The following is an 18,841-nucleotide window of genomic DNA, read 5'->3' on the forward strand; positions in this document are numbered from 1 at the left end:
GGGCGTGTCCGCACCCAATCACTCAACACAATCAAACATAACAGACCACAACCCGACAACACCCTGGACCATCACAATCAAACAAAGGACATCAACAGAAGTGTTCAATTGCTGAACGCGGAGGCATAGGTTCCGCTCTGGATCAGTTCGCGCAACGAAGCGAGTTCTCATGCAAACCCCCACATATGCCCCCACAGAACTGGCGGCGCAGCTACGGCTCCCCACCAACGGGCTGGACTACGCGATCCTGGCGATCTACTTCGTCGTCGTCCTCGGCATCGGCTTCGCCGCCCGCCGCTCGGTGAAGACCACCCTCGACTTCTTCCTCTCGGGACGCTCGCTGCCCGCCTGGATCACCGGCCTCGCCTTCATCTCGGCGAACCTGGCGGCCACGGAGATCCTGGGCATGGCCGCGAACAGCGCCCAGTACGGCGCCTACACGGTGCACTGGTACTGGATCGGCGCCATCCCCGCCATGGTCTTCCTGGGCCTGGTGATGATGCCCTTCTACTACGGCAGCAAGGTCCGCTCGGTCCCCGAGTTCCTGCTGCTGCGCTTCGACCGGGGCGCCCACCTGCTCAGTTCGATCTTGTTCGCCTTCGCCGCCATCCTGATCGCCGGTGTCAACCTCTACGCCCTCGCGATCGTCGTCGAGGCCCTGCTCGGCTGGCCGCAGTGGGTGGCCATCGTGGTCGCCGGCGCCTTCGTGCTCGCGTACATCACGCTGGGCGGCCTGTCCTCCGCGATCTACAACGAGGTGCTGCAGTTCTTCGTGATCCTCGCCGCCCTCATCCCGATCACCGTCCTCGGCCTGAAGAAGGTCGGCGGCTGGGGCGGCCTGACCGACAAGCTCACCGCCACCCACGGCCCCGACTTCACCACCGCCTGGGGCGGCACCGGCATCGGCAGCGCCAACCCGCTCGGCGCCAACTGGCTGACCATCGTCCTCGGCCTCGGCTTCGTGCTCTCCTTCGGCTACTGGACGACCAACTTCGCCGAGGTGCAGCGCGCCCTGTCCGCGAAGAATCTCTCCGCCTCCCAGCGCACCCCGCTGATCGCCGCCTACCCGAAGGTCTTCATCGTCTTCCTGGTGATGATCCCGGGCCTGGTCGCCGCCGCGATCATCCCGAAGTTCGGCAGCCCCGGCTCCGGCTACCAGTACAACGACGCCATCCCCTTCCTGATGCAGGAGCTGCTGCCCAACGGCGTGCTCGGCATCGCGGTCACCGGTCTGCTCGCCGCGTTCATGGCCGGCATGGCCGCCAACGTGTCCTCGTTCAACACGGTGTTCACCAACGACATCTGGGGCCGCTACGTCGTGCGCGGCCGCGAGGACTCGTACTACGTGCGCTTCGGCCGCCTGATCACCGTGGTCGGCGTCGTCGCCTCCGTCGGCACGGCCTTCCTGGCCTCGTCGTTCTCGAACATCATGGCCTACCTGCAGACGCTGTTCTCCTTCTTCAACGTGCCGATGTTCGTCGTCTTCATCGTCGGCATGTTCTGGAAGCGCGCGTCCGCCAAGTCCGGCTTCTGGGGCCTGCTCGCGGGCACCGTCACGGCGATGGTCAACTACTTCGTCTTCTACAAGAAGGGCATCATCTCGATCCCCACCGACCAGGGCGCCAACTTCGTCTCCGCGATCGCGGGCTTCGTCGCCGGTGCGGTCGTCATGTTCGCCGTGTCCCTGTTCACCCGGCCGAAGCCGGCCCACGAGCTGGAGGGCCTGGTCTACGGCACCCGCTCCCCCGGCATGGCCGAACCGCCGGCCGCCGGCGACGACGCCTGGTACCGCAAGCCGGCCCTGCTGGGCTGGGGCGCGATCGTCCTGGCCGCCGCCTGCTACATCCCGTTCTCGTTCTGACCGCGGGAGGATGAGGAAACCATGACCGAGCATTCTCGCCGTCACGAGCACGAGCACTTCCACTACTCGGAGGAGGACGTCCAGCGGGAGGTCACCGAGCTGGAGGGCAAGTCGGCGACCGCGGCCCGCATCTTCGACCTGCGCCGCATCATCGGTGGCCTCTTCGTGGTCTACGGCGTCATGGTCACGATCGTCGGCATCACCGACTCCCAGGCCGCCATCGACAAGGCCCAGGGCATCAACATCAACCTGTGGACCGGCATCGGCATGCTGCTCCTCGGCATCTTCTTCCTGGCGTGGCTGAAGCTGCGGCCGACTCCCCCGCCGCTTCCTCCGGAGCAGTTGCCGGAGGAGAAGGAGGAGCCGACCTCGTAGCCGGCTCGGAGTCGGAGTTGCCTACAGCTCCGGCTCCGACGAGTCCGTCAGGAGGCCCGCCCTGTCCAGCAGGCCTGTGCGGGCTGCCAGGGCCGCCGCCTCCAGACGGGAACCCACGCCCAGCTTCATCAGTACCCGCTGGACGTGGGTACGGGCTGTGCTCGGGGCGATGCCCATGCCCGCCGCGATCAGCCGGGTGTCCTCGCCGTCGGCCACCCGCACCAGCACCTCCACCTCCCGCGGCGTCAGCATCTGCAGCAGCCGCTGCCCCTCGTCATCGGGCTGGGCCGCCGGATTGAGCAGCTCGCCGAAGGCGCCCTGCAGCAGCTGCGGCGCCACCGCTGCCTCCCCCGCCCGGGCCTTCATGATGGCCCGCTCGACCCCCTCGATCCGCTCGTCGTGCCGTACGTACCCCGACGCACCGGCCGCGAAGGCCGCCGCGATACCCCGCGGCGACGGCACCGGGCCCAGCACCAGTACCGCCACCTGCGGACGGTCCCGCTTGATCTTCACCACCGGGTCGAAGGCCCCCGGCTCGGCCGGCGCCGCCGTCCCCAGCAGGCACACCTCCGGCGCCCGCGCGATCACCAGATCCGCCGCGCCCGCGGCCGGCGCCGCCGCCGCCAGTACCCGGTGCCCGCGCAACTTCAACGCCGACGCCAACGCCTCCGCGAGCAGGCGATGGTCGTCGACGACCATGAGCCGCACTCCCATAGAGCAACCCCCCAGTCCCCCCCATGGATGCCCCACTATGGACGCCCACCGGTCCACCACGACAGAGGGCCGCCCCCCGGCGCCCCTGCCTTCATGCCCCCCGGAAGCTACACGCTTGTTCGACGTCGCGCTGCCCCTATGAAGGAGAAGTGCCCCGGATCGACGAAATCCGGGGCACTCCCTGGTAATACCTGGCATTCACCCCGGGCGCTCTGAAGCGCCCGGGGGCGTGCGATCAGCCGCCCGCGCCGAACGCGAGCAGCAGATACTCCTTGCCGTACGACACCTTGTGCGCGTACGCGGCCGACATGAACAGCCGTCCCTGCCCGTACCGGATCTCCGAGTAGTCCGGGGCCATCGTGGATTCCGCCTGCCGCACGTCCTGCGCGGCCGGGTTCTCCAGCAGCTTGGTCGCCTTGAAGGAGCCGCCGTCGATGCTGACGACCTGGCCGCCCTTGTTGTACGGCGGCTGCTTGTAGGCGAGCAGGTTGCCGCCGTCCATGCGCAGCGGGGAGATCGTGTAGCCGTCGCCGGCCTCGGCGCGCTGGCCGGTCTGCTTGCCGGTGGTCAGGTCGAAGGCGACGATCTCGTTGGTCTTGCTGTACTGGCCGCTGCCGTCGTGCTGCTCGGTCGGCACGTACAGCTTGCCGGCGCCCGCGACGACCTCCCGGCAGTCCTCGACACGGGTGATGCCCTCGCAGCGGCCGGCGTAGGTGTCACCGGGCGCGGAGATGCGGGTGAGCAGCTTGCCGGTCTTGTTGTCGATGGAGAAGTAGTCCGAGATGCCGCTGCCGTCGCCGGCGCTGTTGCCGACGTCGGCGGCCACCACCAGCGGGTCGGTCGAGACGACGCTGGCGTATTCGATGCCCGTGGCCATCTGGTAGTCGGAGATCACCTTCCCGGAGGTCGGGTCGATGGTCTGGATGTGCAGCTGACGGCTGCCGTAGCTGCCGCACTTGCGCACCGCGACCAGTTTGGGGCCGCCGCCGTATCCGTTGTCGTAGCAGGAGTCCGTCGGCTTCGGCTGCCACAGCGGCTTGCCGGAGTCGATGTCGAACGCGGCACCGCCGCTGGTGCTGCCGACCGCGACGGTGTGCTGAGAGACCGTCACGTTCTCCAGGCTGATCAGGGAATCACCGGTCTTGACCGTCTTCGTCCACAGCTTGGTGCCCTTGGTGAGGTCGACGGCCGCGACCTGGCTGCATCCCGCGGTGGAGCCCTTCGCGGGCATCTTCGGCTGGAAGACGATCGCCGTCTTGTTGTCCGCGGTGACGTGCTTGCTGGCCGTGCACACCGGGCCGGGCAGCTTGAGCGTCCACAGCTTGGCGCCCTTGGCGGGGTCGTAGCCGACGATCTCCGCGATCCCGCTCTTGGCGTACACGGTGTCGGTCAGCCAGGAGCCCGCGGTGACGACGGAGTCGTTCGTCTTGGGCATCGGGACCTTGAAGAGGACGTTGGCGGCGGTGTTCGCAGGCACCTTCTCCTTGCCGCCCGAGGACGTGCCCCCGGAGCCGTCCTTGCCGCCCGGGCCCCCGCTGGAGCTCGCGGTGTCGTCCTTCTTGCCGTCGTCCCCGGAGGACTTGGCGTACCAGACTCCGCCGCCGACGATCAGGCCGATCACGACGAGCGCCGCGACGATGATGACGAGGGCGTTGTTGTTCTTCCCGCCGCCGGACTGCGCCGGCTGCGGCGCCATCGGCACGGTGGGAGCGCCGGGGTAGCCGTAACCCTGCGGCTGGGTGTACGGGTTCTGCGGCGCGCCGGGGTAGCCGTAGCCGGGCTGGGGCTGGGGCGGCTGCGGGGCCTGGGGTGCCTGGGGGTAGCCGTAGCCGGGCTGGGGCTGCGGAGCCTGCGGGTAGCCGTAGCCGGGCTGCGGGGCCTGGGGCGGCTGGGGTGCCTGGGGGTAGCCATAGCCGGGCTGGGGTTGGGACGGCTGAGGTGCCGGGGGCTGGGGCGGGCCGAAGCCGCCCTGCTGCGGGGGCTGGTTCGGCGGCTGGTTCGGGGGCGGAGGAGGCGGCTGGGTCATGACGAAGGTACCTCGGTGAAGCTCTCGGGGCCGGACGGCGGAAGGAGGACGGGAGACGGACCGGGACTCACTTGCCGAAGGCCATCATCAGCTTCTCCTTCGAGTCGTCGTTGCCGGACAACCGGGTGGAGGAGATGAAGAAACGCCCGTCGGCCCACTCGACGTCGCCGTCGAAGAAGGTGTCCTCGATCTCCGCGGTGCCCGCCGGGTTCTGCAGCACCTTGGCCGGGGTGTGCGAGCCGCCGGAGGTCGGGATCGACACGACCTGGCCGCCAGCCTCGTACGACGGGTGCACATACGCGATCAGCTTGCCGCCCTCGGTCCGCAGCGGGGACATCGACTCGTCCACGGGGGACTTGACGCGCCACTTCTGCTTGCCGTTGGCCAGGCTGATGGCCACGATCTCGTTGGCGCCGCTCGTGGCGTCGGTGGGCAGGTAGAGCGTGTCGCCGTCGACGGCGACGCCCTGGCAGCCCTGCAGGTCGCGTTCGAGGATCGCCCAGCCGCAGTGCGGGGCGAACTTCTCGTTCACCTTGACCTCCGAGCGGAACTTGCCGTCCTTGGTGAAGGTGGAGATGTTCCAGGCCTTCTTGCTCTCGTTGGTCAGGTAGACCACCAGCGGGTCGAGGGAGTAGGTCCGCGCGACCGTCCAGCCCTTCTTGACCGGCTGCGTCCACTTCACCTTGCCGCTGGCCGGGTCGAGTTCCTGGATCTCGTCGTGCTCGTTGCCGCCGCCGGCGCCGCAGGAGGCCACCTGGACCAGCCGGCCCGTGCCGCCCGCGAACGCGGTCGGGAAGCAGTCCGTGCCGTACTTCTTCTTGTCGAACAGCTTGTGGCCGGTCTCGAGGTCGTACGCCGTGCCCGACTGGGAACGGCCCACCATCAACGTCTTTCCGCTGATGGTCAGTTCGATGCTGATCGCGCTGTCGAACAGCGCGCCGTCGGCGACCTCGCCGCTCCAGCCCTTCTTGCCGGTGTTCAGGTCGATCTGCTGGATCTGGTTGCACTTGGCGCGGTCGCTGACGCCGCTCATGTACGCCACGACGATCTTGTCGTCGGCGGACTTCTCCGGGGTGACCGCGCAGATCTTCTGCGGGAAGGCGATCGGGTCCCAAGACGGGTTGCCGTTGCCGACGTTGTAGGCGACGAGCTGCTTGTACGCCGCCTTCACCGCCGTCTTGCCGGTGATCCACATGCCGGGCGCGTCGGCTCCGGAACCGGGGGCGTCGGGTGCGGTCTTGTACCAGAGCACCTTCGCCTCGCCGGGCTTGCGGCCGGCGTTGAGGTTCTCCGGGTCCGCACCGCCGTCGCCGCTGCCGTCACCGGGGTTGACCGGGGCGCCGGAGGACTGCTTGCCGTCGTCGCTCTTGTGGGCCACCGGCTTCTTGCCGCTGCCGCCATCGCTCGTGACCGCGTAGACGGTGCCGCCGATGACGGCCAGCGCGGCCACCGCGGCACCGATGATCAGCGCCGTCCGCCCCTTGGACGCCGGTTTCCCGCCATAGGGGGCACCGGGCACGGTGCCGGGCGCGCCCGGGAACTGGGGCGGCTGCTGCGGATATCCGTAGCCGGGCTGGGCGGCGTACGCGCCGGGCTGCGGAGGCTGGGCGTACGGGCCCGGTGCGCCGGCTCCGGGTGCGCCGGGGGTTCCGTACGGGCCCGGCTGGGCGTAGGGGCCGGGCTGCTGCGGGTAGCCGTAGCCGGGCTGGGGCTGCGGAGGCTGAGGAGGCTGGGCCGGTGCCTGGGGCGGCTGGGCCGCCGGAGGCGGCGGCGACTGCGGCGCCCCGAATCCGCCACCGTACGGCGGTTGGTCCTGCGGTGCTCCGAAGCCGCCCTGCGGCGGCTGGTTGGGCGGCTGAGTCATCAGCGCTCTTCCCCCTCGTTCACTGATTTTTAGCCACGCCCTGAGGTTCGTTCACGGACCCAAGGTCGTACTCAGACAGTTCTCAGACGGCTCTTTCTATCACCAAGGACAGACAGCACACGGGGCCGTGCCCTCCCCTGTTCCCAAGGGAGGACCGGCCCGTGACGTCGCCGTTATGCGCCTTCACGCCCCCTTCACGCAGCGCACGCGCCCCCTGCGCGAGATGCGTGAGAGGTCAGGCGTCCTCCGCCAGTTCCAGCCAGCGCAGCTCCAGTTCCTCGCGCTCTGTGGCCAGATCGCGCAACTGGCCGTCCAGTTCGGCGACCTTCGTGAAGTCGGTGGCGTTCTCGGCGATCTGGGCGTGCAGCTTGGACTCCTTCTCGGAGACCTTGTCCAACTGACGCTCGATCCGCTGGAGTTCCTTCTTGGCGGCACGCTGGTCGGCGGCGCTCTTCTCCGACGTGTCCGGCTTCGGCGCCGTGGCGGCGGCCTGTGCGGCGACCGCCTCCTCCATCCGCTGACGGCGCTCCAGGTACTCGTCGATGCCGCGCGGCAGCATCCGCAGGGCGCCGTCGCCGAGGAGGGCGAACACCCGGTCCGTGGTGCGCTCCACGAAGAACCGGTCGTGGGAGATGACGATCATCGAGCCGGGCCAGCCGTCGAGGACGTCCTCCAGCTGGGTGAGGGTCTCGATGTCGAGGTCGTTGGTGGGCTCGTCGAGGAAGAGGACGTTGGGCTCGTCCATGAGCAGGCGCAGCAGCTGCAGGCGCCGGCGCTCACCACCGGACAGGTCGCCGACCGGCGTCCACTGCTTCTCCTTGCTGAAGCCGAACGTCTCGCACAGCTGGCCGGCCGTCAGCTCGCGCCCCTTGCCGAGGTCGACGCGCTCCCGGACCTGCTGCACGGCCTCCAGGACCCGCCAGCTGGGGTCGAGTTCGGCGACCTCCTGGGAGAGGTAGGCGAGCTTGACGGTCTTCCCGACGGCGACCCGGCCGCCCGCCGGCTGCGTCTCCCCCTCGGTCCGCGCCGCCTCGGCCATGGCCCGCAGCAGGGAGGTCTTGCCGGCGCCGTTGACGCCGACGAGGCCGATGCGGTCGCCGGGGCCGAGCTGCCAGGTGACGTGCTTGAGCAGCACCTTGGGTCCGGCCTGCACGGTGACGTTCTCCAGGTCGAAGACCGTCTTGCCGAGGCGGGAGGAGGCGAACTTCATCAGCTCGCTGCTGTCCCGGGGCGGCGGCACGTCCGCGATCAGCTCGTTGGCGGCCTCCACCCGGAAGCGCGGCTTGGAGGTGCGCGCGGGCGCCCCGCGGCGCAGCCAGGCCAGCTCCTTGCGGATGAGGTTCTGCCGCTTGGCCTCCTCGGTCGCGGCGATCCGCTCCCGCTCCGCGCGCGCGAAGACGTAGTCGGAGTAGCCGCCCTCGTACTCGTAGACGTCGCCGCGCTGCACGTCCCACATGCGGGTGCAGACCTGGTCGAGGAACCAGCGGTCGTGCGTCACGCAGACCAGCGCCGAGCGGCGGTTCTGCAGGTGCCGGGCCAGCCAGGAGATGCCCTCGACGTCGAGGTGGTTGGTGGGCTCGTCGAGGACGAGCAGGTCCTGTTCCTCGATGAGCAGCTTGGCGAGCGCGATACGGCGCCGCTCGCCACCGGACAGCGGCCCGATGACGGTGTCGAGCCCCTTCGGGAAGCCGGGCAGGTCGAGCCCGCCGAACAGCCCGGTGAGCACGTCCCTGACCTTGGCGTTGCCGGCCCACTCGTGGTCGGCCATGTCGCCGATGACCTCGTGGCGGACGGTGGCGGCGGGGTCGAGGGAGTCGTGCTGGGTGAGCACGCCGAGGCGCAGCCCGCCGGAGTGGGTGACGCGTCCGGTGTCGGCCTCCTCCACCTTGGCGAGCATCCGGATGAGCGTGGTCTTGCCGTCGCCGTTGCGGCCCACCACACCGATCCGGTCGCCCTCGGACACACCGAGCGAGACGCCGTCCAGCAGGGCACGGGTGCCGTACACCTTGCTGACGTTCTCGACATTGACCAGGTTGACGGCCATTTCACTCCTGCCAAGGGGGACGGATCGACCTTCCAGCGTAGTCGGCGGCGGCCGCGCCCCTTCCCGCCGCAGGTCAGCGCACTCAGTCAGGCAGCACGGTCGCGCCGGACGCGGGCGCCGTCGCCGTGCGCACCGTGCGGCAGGTACCGGAACCCCGCAGGGCCTCGGCGACCTTCGACGCGGACTCCGCGTCGCGGGCGAGGAAGGCCGTCGTGGGACCCGAACCGGAGACGAGCGCGGTGAGCGCACCCGCGCCGCGACCCGCGTCGAGGGTGTCGGCCAGCTCCGGGAAGAGGGAGAGCGCGGCCGGCTGCAGATCGTTGGAGACGGCGGCCGCGAGCGCTTCGGGGTCGCCCTTGGCGAGCGCGTCGAGCAGGTCGGCGGAGGCGGTCGGCTCGGGGATCGTACGGCCCTCGGCGAGACGGTCGAACTCGCGGAAGACCGCCGGGGTGGACAGTCCGCGCTCGGCCATCGCGAACACCCAGTGGAAGGTGCCGCCGACCTCCAGGGCGGTCAGCTGCTCACCGCGCCCGACCCCGAGGGCCGCGCCCCCGACCAGGCTGAACGGCACGTCGCTGCCCAGATCGGCGCAGATGGCGAGCAGTTCGGCACGGGAGGCGCCGGCCCCCCAGAGCGCGTTGCACGCGAGGAGCGCACCCGCGCCGTCCGCACTTCCGCCCGCCATGCCGCCCGCGACCGGGATGTCCTTGGCGATGTGGATGTGCACGGCCGGCTCGATGCCCCGGCGCCCGGCGAGCGCGACGGCCGCGCGCGCGGCGAGGTTGGTGCCGTCCAGCGGGACCTGGCTCGCGTCCGGCCCCTCGCAGGTGATGCGGAGCTCGTCCGCCGGCGTGACGGTGACCTCGTCGTACAGACCGACCGCGAGGAACACGTTGGCCAGGTCGTGGAACCCGTCGGGGCGGACGGCACCCACCGCGAGCTGCACGTTGACCTTCGCCGGTACCCGTACCGTCACGCTCACTTGCCCGCCTCCTTCTGCTCGGCGATCCGAGCGAACTCCTCGACCGTCAGTGACTCCCCGCGCGCCTGCGGCGAGATCCCGGCCGCGACCAGCGCCGCCTCGGCGGCCGGGGCGGACCCGGCCCACCCGGCGAGCGCCGCGCGCAGGGTCTTCCTCCGCTGCGCGAACGCCGCGTCGACGACCGCGAAGACCTCCGCCTTCGAGGCCGTCGTCTTGAGCGGCTCGGCCCGCCGGACGAGCGAGACGAGCCCGCTGTCGACGTTCGGCGCGGGCCAGAAGACGTTGCGCCCGATGGCCCCGGCCCGCTTCACGTCGGCGTACCAGTTGGCCTTCACGGACGGGACGCCGTACACCTTGGAGCCGGGCGCGGCGGCCAGTCGGTCGGCGACCTCGGACTGCACCATCACGAGCGTCCGCTCGATGCTCGGGAAGGTGTCGAGCATGTGCAGCAGCACGGGTACGGCCACGTTGTACGGCAGGTTCGCCACCAGGGCCGTCGGCGGCGGTCCGGGCAGTTCGGCGACGTGCATGGCGTCGGAGTGGACCAGCGCGAACCGCTCGGCGCGCTCCGGCATGCGCGCGGCGATGGTCGAGGGCAGCGCGCCGGCCAGCACGTCGTCGATCTCGACGGCGGTGACCCGGTCGGCGACCTCCAGCAGCGCGAGCGTGAGGGAACCGAGCCCCGGGCCGACCTCGACGACCACGTCGTCGGGGCGGACCTCGGCGGTACGGACGATACGGCGGACCGTGTTGGCGTCGATCACGAAGTTCTGGCCGCGCTGCTTGGTGGGACGGACACCGAGCGCTGCCGCGAGCTCACGGATGTCGGCGGGGCCGAGAAGGGCGTCGGGGGTGGGGCTGCTCACGGGACAAGGGTACGGGGGTGCGGACGGCGGGGTTGCCAGGGCGTCGGCCGACGGCGCTGCGACTCCGGCTACCTGTGCAGCCGGGCCCCGCAGTGCGGCCAAGGACTGGCGCCGGCGCGTACGTACAGCTTCTTCGCACGGAACGTCTGCTCGTCCGCCGTCGCGTCCTGCGGACGCCCGCTGCCGCCGAGGCTGTGCCAGGTGTGTGTGTCGAACTGGTAGAGCCCGCCGTAGTTCCCCGACGGGTCCACCGCGTGCGGACGGCCACCGGACTCGCACGCGGCCAGCCCGCGCCAGTTGAGGTGGTCGGCGCCCTGCACCGACTTCGGCCGGGGCTTGGTCCCCACCTTCACCAGCTGCTTGCGCGGCCCCCGCACCACCTCGGACTTCTCCTTGCGCGGCTTCTCCCGGACGCCGTTGACGGTGCGCAGCAGGTAGGTGACCCGGCGCAGCCCGGGCTGTCCGAGCCGTTCGACGACCTCGGTGCCCTTGAAGAGGGAGGGGTCCTCGGTCCGCTCGACCTCGAAGGCGATCTGCTCCTCGCGCACCTCCCTGACCCCGGTCACCCGCAGCACGGTCACCGTCTGCCCGTCGCGCGGGAAGCTGTCGGCCGGGACGGAGGTGGTGTCCTGCCCGTGCAGGGTGATACCGGCCTCCTCGACGGCCTCGCCCACCGTGGCCGCGTTGGTGCGGATGGTGCGGGTGCGGCCGTCCGCCATGATCGTGACCGCGCGCTCGGTGCGCACGTCCAGCGCGAGCCCGGCACGTCCGATGCTCCGGGAACGCGAGGCCGACAGGTACGCGCCCTCCGCGCGCACCCCCAGCTCCCTGAGCGCCTCGTCCACCGTGTGCGCCGTCGTCCACACCTCGCGCCGCTCGCCGTCCAGCGTGAGCCGTACGGGGCGCCCGTAGCGCACCGCGACCTCGTCGCCGCTGGCGAGGGCCGCGCCGCGGGCGGGCGCGACCACGTCGTGGGCTCCCACGCGCACGCCCTCCTCGGCCAGCAGCTCCGACACGTCGTCGGCGAAGGTGTGCAGCGTGCGCTGTTCGCCGTCGACGCTCAGCTCGACCGCCTTGTCCTTGGCGACGAAGGCGGTGGTGCCGCCGGCGAGGAAGACGACGACCAGCGCCTGCGGCAGCAGACGGCGCATCGCGGACTCCGGGCGCTCGGCGGAGCGGGCCCTGCGCCGGCGCACCGCCCGCCCGACCGCCTCCTCGGGCGCGGCGTACTCCGGGATCACCGGTTCGGGAACGTCGGGCATGCTCGCCGCCTGCCGCGGCAACGGCAGCACCGGTTCGGTGACGAAGTACGCCTCGGCCTCGTAGGCGGGCCGGTAGGTGTCCTCGTACATCCCGTAGGGCAGCGTCTCCGCGGTGTACACGGAGGCGTCATGGCCGTACGGGTCGTACGTCTCGTACTGCGACTTGCTCACGCCGACACGCTCCAGAAGGCCAGAGGGGTCCGGATCGGGCCCCCAGAACCTAGCGGAGCGGATGTCACTGTCCAAAGCGACGCGACTACGTACTGTTGCGCGCCGAATCTGCGGTCAGTAATCGAAGGCGCGTGCGGTGTTCGCGCCCAGGGCGGTCGCCAGGGTGTCCTCGTCGATGCCGCGCACGGCGGCCATCGCGCGCACGGTGACCGGAACCAGATACGGGGCGTTGGGCCGTCCGCGGTAGGGCGCCGGGGTCAGGAAGGGCGCGTCGGTCTCCACCAGGACCAGCTCCAGCGGGGCGACGACGAGGGCGTCCCGGAGGTTCTGGGCGTTCTTGAAGGTGACGTTGCCGGCGAAGGACATGAAGTAGCCCTCGCGGGCACAGATCTCGGCCATCTCGGCGTCGCCGGAGTAGCAGTGGAAGACGGTGCGTTCGGGGGCGCCCTCCTCCTTCAGGACGCGCAGGACGTCGGCGTGGGCGTCACGGTCGTGGATGACGAGGGCCTTGCCGTGCCGCTTGGCGATCTCGATGTGGGCGCGGAAGGACCGCTCCTGGGCGGCCTTGCCCTCGGGCCCGGTGCGGAAGTGGTCCAGCCCCGTCTCGCCGACGCCCCTCACCTGGGACAGACCGGCCAGCCGGTCGATCTCGGCGAGGGCGTCGTCCAGCGCGGCGTCACCGCCCGGCTGCCGGGCGCCCTGCCGGGACCAGCCGTCGGGGTCGCCGTGGACGATCCGCGGGGCCTCGTTGGGGTGCAGGGCGACGGTCGCGTGGACGTTCTCGTACGCGGCGGCCGTCTCGGCGGCCCACTGCGAGCCCTTGATGTCGCAGCCGACCTGGACGACCGTCGTCACACCCACCGACGCGGCCTTCGCGAGACCCTCCTCGACGGTGCCGGACTGCATGTCGAGGTGGGTGTGGGAGTCGGCCACGGGCACCCGGAGAGGCTCCGGGAGCGGCGGTGCCGCGTTCTTGTCGGCGTTCGAAGGCATGCCCCGATCCTACGAAAGGAGCATGCGTTCGAACGTCGGCGACGTGCTCAGCTCGCCCTGCGCTGGAACGGGTGCAGGAGATCGGACAGATGCCAGTGGTGGTGTTCCTTGGCCCGCGCGGCCGCCTCCGCCGCCTGCGGTGCCTCGGCCCGCGGCGCCTCGGCCCGCGGTGCCTGGTGGTGCTGCGCCGCGCTGCGTACCGACGACACCTGCCCCGGCCGCATGATCCGGACGACGTGACCGTCGCAGTTCTGGCACGTCGGCCGGCTCAGCGGGGACGGCACGACCTGCCCGTCGGCCACGTACATCACGAACTCGTGACCGTCGGCGTCCGTGTGGTGCTCTATCTCGTACGACTGCTCCCAGCCGTGCCCGCATCGCATGCAGGCGAACGAGTAGGACTCGTGAACGACGGCTGTGGCCGTACCGCGGAGGCCGGTCTGCCCTGCGATCTCGCTCATGCCAGCTCCTCTTGTCCGCTGGACGAGGGACGGGTGCGTCCCTTCGACCAGTGGACGCCTTCACCGGAGCGAATGCATCAGGCCTGTCGAGTGTTGGAGGCGATTTGGACGTCGCTTGCCAAATCGGCCCCGGACAGGGGGTCTGGTCTTTGCCTTGGACGCCGCCCCTTTGCCCCCGCATGGGGCGCGCGCTCAACCGAGAACGCTCCTGCTCAGAGGGCTGTTCAGCAGGCCGGGGGGACGCGCCCCGAAAGGGGCGCGGGGAGCTGTGCGACCAGCCGCGAAGGACCGCCGACCCGCCAAGAACCGAACCCCCGACGGCACCCTCGGCTCAGTCCCCCGCCTTCTTCGCAGCAACGACCGCGTCGAAAACGATCCTCTTCTGCAGCCCGGCCTCCGCCGCCACCGCGGCGATCGCCTCCTTGCGCCGCTCCCCCGCCTCCTCCCGAACCCGCACCCGGCGAACCAGCTCCGCAGCGTCGAGTTCCTCGGGGCCGGATTCAGGCGCACCCTCCACCACGACGGTGATCTCCCCACGAACCCCCTCGGCCGCCCACCGCGCCAGCTCGTCCAGCGGACCCCGCCGCACCTCCTCGTACGTCTTGGTCAGCTCACGGCACACGGCCGCCCGCCGCTCCGCGCCGAAGACCTCGGCCATCGCGGCGAGGGTGTCGTCGAGCCGGTGCGGGGCCTCGAAGTAGACGAGCGTCCGCCGCTCACCGGCGACCTCGCGCAGCCGGGACAGCCGCTCCCCCGCCTTGCGCGGCAGGAAGCCCTCGAAGCAGAACCGGTCGACGGGCAGCCCGGACAGGGCGAGGGCGGTGAGCACGGCGGACGGCCCGGGGACGGCGGTGACCCGGATGTCCTTCTCCACGGCGGCCGCGACCAGCCGGTACCCCGGGTCGGAGACCGACGGCATCCCCGCGTCCGTGACGAGCAGCACGCGCGCGCCGCCGAGCAGCTCCTCGACCAGCTCGGGCGTGCGGGCGGCTTCGTTGCCCTCGAAGTACGACACCACGCGGCCCTTGGGGGTCACACCCAGCGCCTGGGTGAGCCGGCGCAGCCGACGCGTGTCCTCGGCTGCGACGACGTCGGCGCCCGCCAGCTCCTCGGCCAGCCGGGGCGGCGCGTCCGCGATGTCGCCGATGGGGGTACCTGCCAGGACAAGGGTTCCAGTCACGCCCCCCATCCTCCCAGGGCCGGCGAGGAGGGAGGAAAGCGACCGCATCCCGACCGGTACCTCACATGCACGGGACTCACACAGAACGGTTCCCTACGATGGCGCGGTGACCAGTACCGCGTCCTCCACGGACCTCCGGCAGGGCCAGGCACCGCACGACCAGCGGCCGTCGTGGCAGCAGCGGCTGCGCCGATTCGGCTACACGCCCGCCAAGGACGCTCCTTCGGGCGACGTACGCGACCGGCTGGTGCCGCCGTACGTCGAGCCGAGTCCGCGCCTGTGGCAGGCGCTGGGCGTCCCACCGGTCCTGGCGGAACGGATCACTCGCTGGTCGGGCTGGGTCGGTCCGCTGCTGGTGACGCTGATGGCGGGCCTGATGCGGTTCTGGAACCTGGGCAGCCCGCGCGCGGTGATATTCGACGAGACGTACTACGCCAAGGACGCCTGGGCGCTCGTCCACCGCGGGTACGAGGTCAACTGGGACAAGAACGCCAACGACCTGGTGCTGCAGACCCACGGCCATCTCGTGATCCCCACGGACGCGGCGTACGTCGTGCACCCGCCGGTCGGCAAGTACGTCATCGGCCTGGGCGAGCTGATGTTCGGGTTCAACCCGTTCGGCTGGCGGTTCATGACGGCGCTGCTGGGGACGCTCTCCGTCCTGCTGCTGTGCCGGATCGGCCGCCGGATGTTCCGCTCGACGTTCCTCGGCTGTCTGGCGGGCGTGCTGATGGCGGTGGACGGCCTGCACTTCGTGATGAGCCGGACCTCGCTGCTCGACGGCGTGCTGATGTTCTTCGTCGTGGCCGCGTTCGGCTGCCTGGTCGTCGACCGGGACAGGTCACGGGAGAAACTCGCCGCCGCGCTGCCGGCCGGACCCGACGGCCGGGTACGCCCGGACGACCACGTCGGCGACACCTTCCGCTTCGGCTGGCGGCCCTGGCGCTGGGGCGCCGGGCTGATGCTGGGCCTGGCCATCGGCACGAAGTGGAACGGCCTGTACATCCTGGCCGCGTTCTGTGTGATGGCGGTGCTGTGGGACGCGGGCGCCCGCAGGACGGCCGGCGCCCGGCACCCGTACCTCGCGGCGCTCAAGTACGACACCGGCATCACGTTCCTCGCGACGTTCCCGGTGGCGCTCACCGTCTACCTGGTCTCCTGGACCGGCTGGATCCTCTCCCCGACCGACGGCACCGGCGGCTACTTCCGCAACTGGGCGGCGACCGACGGCAGGGGCGGAAACTGGGCTTTCCTGCCGGACTGGCTGCGCAGCCTGTGGCACTACGAGCACGAGGTGTACAAGTTCCACATCGGGCTGTCGTCCCCGCACACCTACCAGTCCAACCCGTGGAGCTGGATCGTGCTGGGCCGCCCGGTGTCGTACTTCTACGAGTCCCCCTCCCCCGGCACCGACGGCTGCCCGGCCGACGCCGGCCAGAAGTGCGCCCGGGAGGTGCTGGCCATCGGCACACCGCTGCTGTGGTGGGCGGCCTGCTTCGCGCTCCTGTACGTACTGTGGCGCTGGCTGCTGCGCCGCGACTGGCGGGCCGGCGCCATCGCCTGCGGGATCGCGGCCGGCTACCTGCCCTGGTTCATGTACCAGGAGCGGACGATCTTCCTCTTCTACGCGGTCGTCTTCCTGCCGTTCCTGTGCCTTGCGGTGGCCATGCTGATCGGCGCGATCATCGGCCCACCGGGCTCCACGGAGACCCGCCGGGTGATCGGCGCATCGGCAGCGGGCGTCCTGGTCCTGCTGATCGCCTGGAACTTCATCTACTTCTGGCCGCTGTACACGGGGACCGCGATTCCTATCGACAGCTGGCGGTCGCGGATGTGGTTGGACACCTGGGTCTAGCTCGGCAGATACACCAGGAGGGCGCGGCAGACTGCCGCGCCCTCCTGGCCGTTGTTGGTGGTGGGCGGTTGTCGTGGGTCTCCCTCGGACGGCCCGAGGACGGCCCGGCTGCGGTCACCGGCAGATTTGCAGCTGGCTAAGTCCGCTATCCGTGACCTGCAGGTTTTGCTCTGCGTGCTGCTGCTGGGGGATGCCTGGGGGAATCAGCGTCTGTTCCAGGTCTGCTCTGTGTCGCGAACAGCCGGTGGCCGGGGTGGGTGCGCGGGTACGGTCGGGATGCTGGATCCGACCGTGTTCGAGGGGGCTTGGGGTGGCGGGCGGGGAAGCGCAGTACGGCGCTGATGGTGGCGACCACGTCGATTTCCGTGGTGGTGTGTTCACCGGCCCGGTCACGGGCAAGGGCGACCACAACCACTACTACGGAACACTGCGGCCTGCGGCCGTGTGGCCGCATCAGGTGGGGGTGATGCCGCCGCGGGCGGGCTGTTTCCAGACCCGGGCCGAAGTGGTGCGGCTGCGTGAAGCCCTCACGGGTGGGCAGGCCGCGGTCCTGGTGGGGCAGGACACGGTGCACGGGCAGGTGCTGGCCGGGATGGGTGGGGTGGGCAAGACCCAGCTCGCCGCCGACTACGCCCGCACGGCTTTGCGGGCCGGTGAGCTGGATGTGTTGGTGTGGATCACCGCGAGCAATGCCACCGCAGTCACCTCTGGGTATGCGCAGGCCGCGGTGGAGATCCTGGGTGCCGACCCGGCGGACCGGGAGACGGCCGCGCGCGCGTTTTTGGCCTGGCTGGAGCCCAAGGCGAACGCTGCGCCGTGCCGGTGGCTGGTGGTCCTCGATGACGTCACCGACCCGGCCGACCTGAACGGGCTGTGGCCGCCGGCCGGCCCGCACGGCCGGACCCTGGTCACCACCCGCCGCCAGGACGCCGCCCTGGCTGGCCGTCTCATCAAGGTCGGACTGTTCACCGAGGCTGAGTCCCTCGCCTACCTCACCGCCGCGCTGGGCGCCCGTAGCCGCCGTGAGCCCGATGAACAGCTCGCCGCGCTCGCCCACGACTTAGGGCACCTGCCGCTCGCACTGTCGCAAGCCGCCGCCTACCTCATCGACGCCGGCATCAGCGCCACCGCCTACCGGGCTCGGCTGGCCGACCGCGCCACCCTGCTCGCCGACGCCGCCCCCGAGGTCCTACCCGACGGCCAGACCCAGACCGCGGCGGCGGCCTGGTCGCTGTCCGTCGAGCGCGCCGACACCCTGCGCCCGGTGGGCCTGGCCCGCCCGATGCTCCAGCTCGCCTCGCTCCTCAGCCCCAACGGCATCCCCGAAACCGTCCTGACCAGCGCACCCGCCCTTACCCACCTGACCCGGCACCGCAAGACTCCCGTGTCCGTCACTGCAGACGAGGCGGTCGGTGCTCTGCGGGCTCTGCACCGGCTCAGCCTCATCGACCACATTCCCGCCTCTCCGCACCAAGCTGTCCGTGTCCACCAGGTCATCCAGCGCGCCACCCGTGACACGCTCACCCCCGACCAGCACGACCGACTCGCCCGCACCACCGCCGACGCCCTCACCACCGCCTGGCCCGCCATCGAACGCGACACCGAACTCGCCCAGGCCCTGCGCGCCAACGCCACCACCCTCACCCGCACCGCCGAAGATGCCCTGTACCAGCCCTACGCGCATAGGTTGCTGTACCGGGCCGGACGCAGCCTCGGCGAAGCCGGCCAGGTCGCCGCCGCCGCAGCCCACTTCCGTCGCCTGACCGAGACCACCGGCCACCGCCTCGGCCCCGACCACCCAGACACCCTGACCGCCCGCCACAGCCTCGCCCGGTGGCGGGGGTATGCGGGGGACGCGGCTGGCGCCGTAGCCGCGTTCGAGGAACTGCTGGCCGACTGGCTGAGGGTGCTGGGTGAGGACCACCCCGACACCCTGACCACCCGCGACGACCTCGCCCGGTGGCGGGGGGAGGCGGGAGACGCGGCGGGTGCCGTAGCCGCGTTCGAGGAGCTGCTGGCCGACCGGCTGCGGGTGCAGGGTGAGGACCACCCCCACACCCTGACCGCCCGCCACAACCTCGCCTACTGGCGGGGGACGGCAGGAGATGCGGCCGGTGCCGTAGCCGCGTTCGAGGAACTGCTGGCCGACCGGCTGAGGGTGCTGGGTGAGGACCACCCCCACACCCT

14 protein-coding genes are annotated in these 18,841 nt (G+C 70.9%); 4 read left to right on the forward strand and 10 right to left on the reverse strand.

Annotation, left to right across the window (positions count from 1 at the left end; translation table 11 throughout):
* Window positions 1–169 precede the first annotated feature (169 nt).
* Window positions 170–1,861 (forward strand): sodium:solute symporter family protein, encoded by a 1,692-nt coding sequence (locus ACIF83_RS16430; protein ID WP_393471684.1) that lies wholly within the window; start codon window positions 170–172, stop codon window positions 1,859–1,861.
* A gap of 21 nt (window positions 1,862–1,882) precedes the next feature.
* Entirely contained in the window at window positions 1,883–2,236 is a 354-nt protein-coding gene (locus ACIF83_RS16435; RefSeq protein ID WP_393471686.1) for a hypothetical protein, read from the forward strand.
* A gap of 21 nt (window positions 2,237–2,257) precedes the next feature.
* Here the strand turns inward: ACIF83_RS16435 and ACIF83_RS16440 are convergent, their stop codons facing one another.
* The 10 genes from ACIF83_RS16440 to rsmI all read right to left on the reverse strand — a co-directional run bounded on the left by ACIF83_RS16440 (window position 2,258) and on the right by rsmI (window position 14,799).
* Window positions 2,258–2,950: a LuxR C-terminal-related transcriptional regulator gene (locus tag ACIF83_RS16440; RefSeq protein WP_393471689.1), complete on the reverse strand. Its 693-nt coding sequence runs from the start codon at window positions 2,948–2,950 to the stop codon at window positions 2,258–2,260.
* A gap of 235 nt (window positions 2,951–3,185) precedes the next feature.
* Window positions 3,186–4,976, reverse strand: a complete 1,791-nt coding sequence (locus ACIF83_RS16445) for a PQQ-binding-like beta-propeller repeat protein (protein ID WP_399727377.1) — start codon at window positions 4,974–4,976, stop codon at window positions 3,186–3,188.
* Between the two features lie 67 nt (window positions 4,977–5,043).
* A complete protein-coding gene (locus ACIF83_RS16450) occupies window positions 5,044–6,840 on the reverse strand; it encodes a PQQ-binding-like beta-propeller repeat protein (RefSeq protein WP_399727380.1) in 1,797 nt (598 codons plus the stop codon).
* A gap of 235 nt (window positions 6,841–7,075) precedes the next feature.
* Window positions 7,076–8,884: an ABC-F family ATP-binding cassette domain-containing protein gene (locus tag ACIF83_RS16455; RefSeq protein WP_398139403.1), complete on the reverse strand. Its 1,809-nt coding sequence runs from the start codon at window positions 8,882–8,884 to the stop codon at window positions 7,076–7,078.
* 82 nt (window positions 8,885–8,966) lie between these two features.
* Complete coding sequence (locus ACIF83_RS16460; RefSeq protein ID WP_393471701.1) at window positions 8,967–9,866, reverse strand: 4-(cytidine 5'-diphospho)-2-C-methyl-D-erythritol kinase; 900 nt, start codon at window positions 9,864–9,866, stop codon at window positions 8,967–8,969.
* On the reverse strand, window positions 9,863–10,732 hold the full coding sequence (gene rsmA / locus ACIF83_RS16465) for a 16S rRNA (adenine(1518)-N(6)/adenine(1519)-N(6))-dimethyltransferase RsmA (protein ID WP_393471704.1): 870 nt from the start codon (window positions 10,730–10,732) through the stop codon (window positions 9,863–9,865). Before rsmA ends, ACIF83_RS16460 begins: the two co-directional genes overlap by 4 nt.
* 68 nt (window positions 10,733–10,800) lie before the next feature.
* Complete coding sequence (locus ACIF83_RS16470) at window positions 10,801–12,165, reverse strand: ubiquitin-like domain-containing protein (RefSeq protein ID WP_393471706.1); 1,365 nt, start codon at window positions 12,163–12,165, stop codon at window positions 10,801–10,803.
* A 114-nt stretch (window positions 12,166–12,279) separates the two neighbouring features.
* Window positions 12,280–13,158 (reverse strand): TatD family hydrolase, encoded by an 879-nt coding sequence (locus ACIF83_RS16475; RefSeq protein ID WP_393471709.1) that lies wholly within the window; start codon window positions 13,156–13,158, stop codon window positions 12,280–12,282.
* Between the two features lie 47 nt (window positions 13,159–13,205).
* Entirely contained in the window at window positions 13,206–13,619 is a 414-nt protein-coding gene (locus ACIF83_RS16480) for a hypothetical protein (RefSeq protein WP_393471712.1), read from the reverse strand.
* Window positions 13,620–13,950: 331 nt separating this feature from the next.
* Window positions 13,951–14,799: a 16S rRNA (cytidine(1402)-2'-O)-methyltransferase gene (rsmI, locus tag ACIF83_RS16485; protein ID WP_393471714.1), complete on the reverse strand. Its 849-nt coding sequence runs from the start codon at window positions 14,797–14,799 to the stop codon at window positions 13,951–13,953.
* Window positions 14,800–14,905: 106 nt separating this feature from the next.
* Here rsmI and ACIF83_RS16490 point away from each other — a divergent pair, with 106 nt between their 5' ends.
* Both ACIF83_RS16490 and ACIF83_RS16495 read left to right on the forward strand, forming a co-directional pair.
* Window positions 14,906–16,654 carry a dolichyl-phosphate-mannose--protein mannosyltransferase gene (locus ACIF83_RS16490; RefSeq protein WP_398139401.1) on the forward strand — a complete coding sequence of 583 codons (1,749 nt, stop codon included), beginning with the start codon at window positions 14,906–14,908 and terminating at the stop codon, window positions 16,652–16,654.
* A gap of 310 nt (window positions 16,655–16,964) precedes the next feature.
* The coding region (locus ACIF83_RS16495) for a tetratricopeptide repeat protein (protein WP_399727389.1) at window positions 16,965–18,841 on the forward strand (1,877 nt) is incomplete at its 3' end.

Source organism: Streptomyces sp. NPDC085866, from assembly GCF_044541035.1.
Classification (GTDB): domain Bacteria; phylum Actinomycetota; class Actinomycetes; order Streptomycetales; family Streptomycetaceae; genus Streptomyces.

Coding starts and splice junctions, on each gene's coding strand:
- ACIF83_RS16430 (WP_393471684.1), top strand. CDS start 170: ATGCAAACCCCCACATATGCCCCCACAGAACTGGCGGCGCAGCTACGG.
- ACIF83_RS16435 (WP_393471686.1), top strand. CDS start 1,883: ATGACCGAGCATTCTCGCCGTCACGAGCACGAGCACTTCCACTACTCG.
- ACIF83_RS16440 (WP_393471689.1), bottom strand. CDS start 2,950: ATGGGAGTGCGGCTCATGGTCGTCGACGACCATCGCCTGCTCGCGGAG.
- ACIF83_RS16445 (WP_399727377.1), bottom strand. CDS start 4,976: ATGACCCAGCCGCCTCCTCCGCCCCCGAACCAGCCGCCGAACCAGCCC.
- ACIF83_RS16450 (WP_399727380.1), bottom strand. CDS start 6,840: ATGACTCAGCCGCCCAACCAGCCGCCGCAGGGCGGCTTCGGAGCACCG.
- ACIF83_RS16455 (WP_398139403.1), bottom strand. CDS start 8,884: ATGGCCGTCAACCTGGTCAATGTCGAGAACGTCAGCAAGGTGTACGGC.
- ACIF83_RS16475 (WP_393471709.1), bottom strand. CDS start 13,158: ATGCCTTCGAACGCCGACAAGAACGCGGCACCGCCGCTCCCGGAGCCT.
- ACIF83_RS16480 (WP_393471712.1), bottom strand. CDS start 13,619: ATGAGCGAGATCGCAGGGCAGACCGGCCTCCGCGGTACGGCCACAGCC.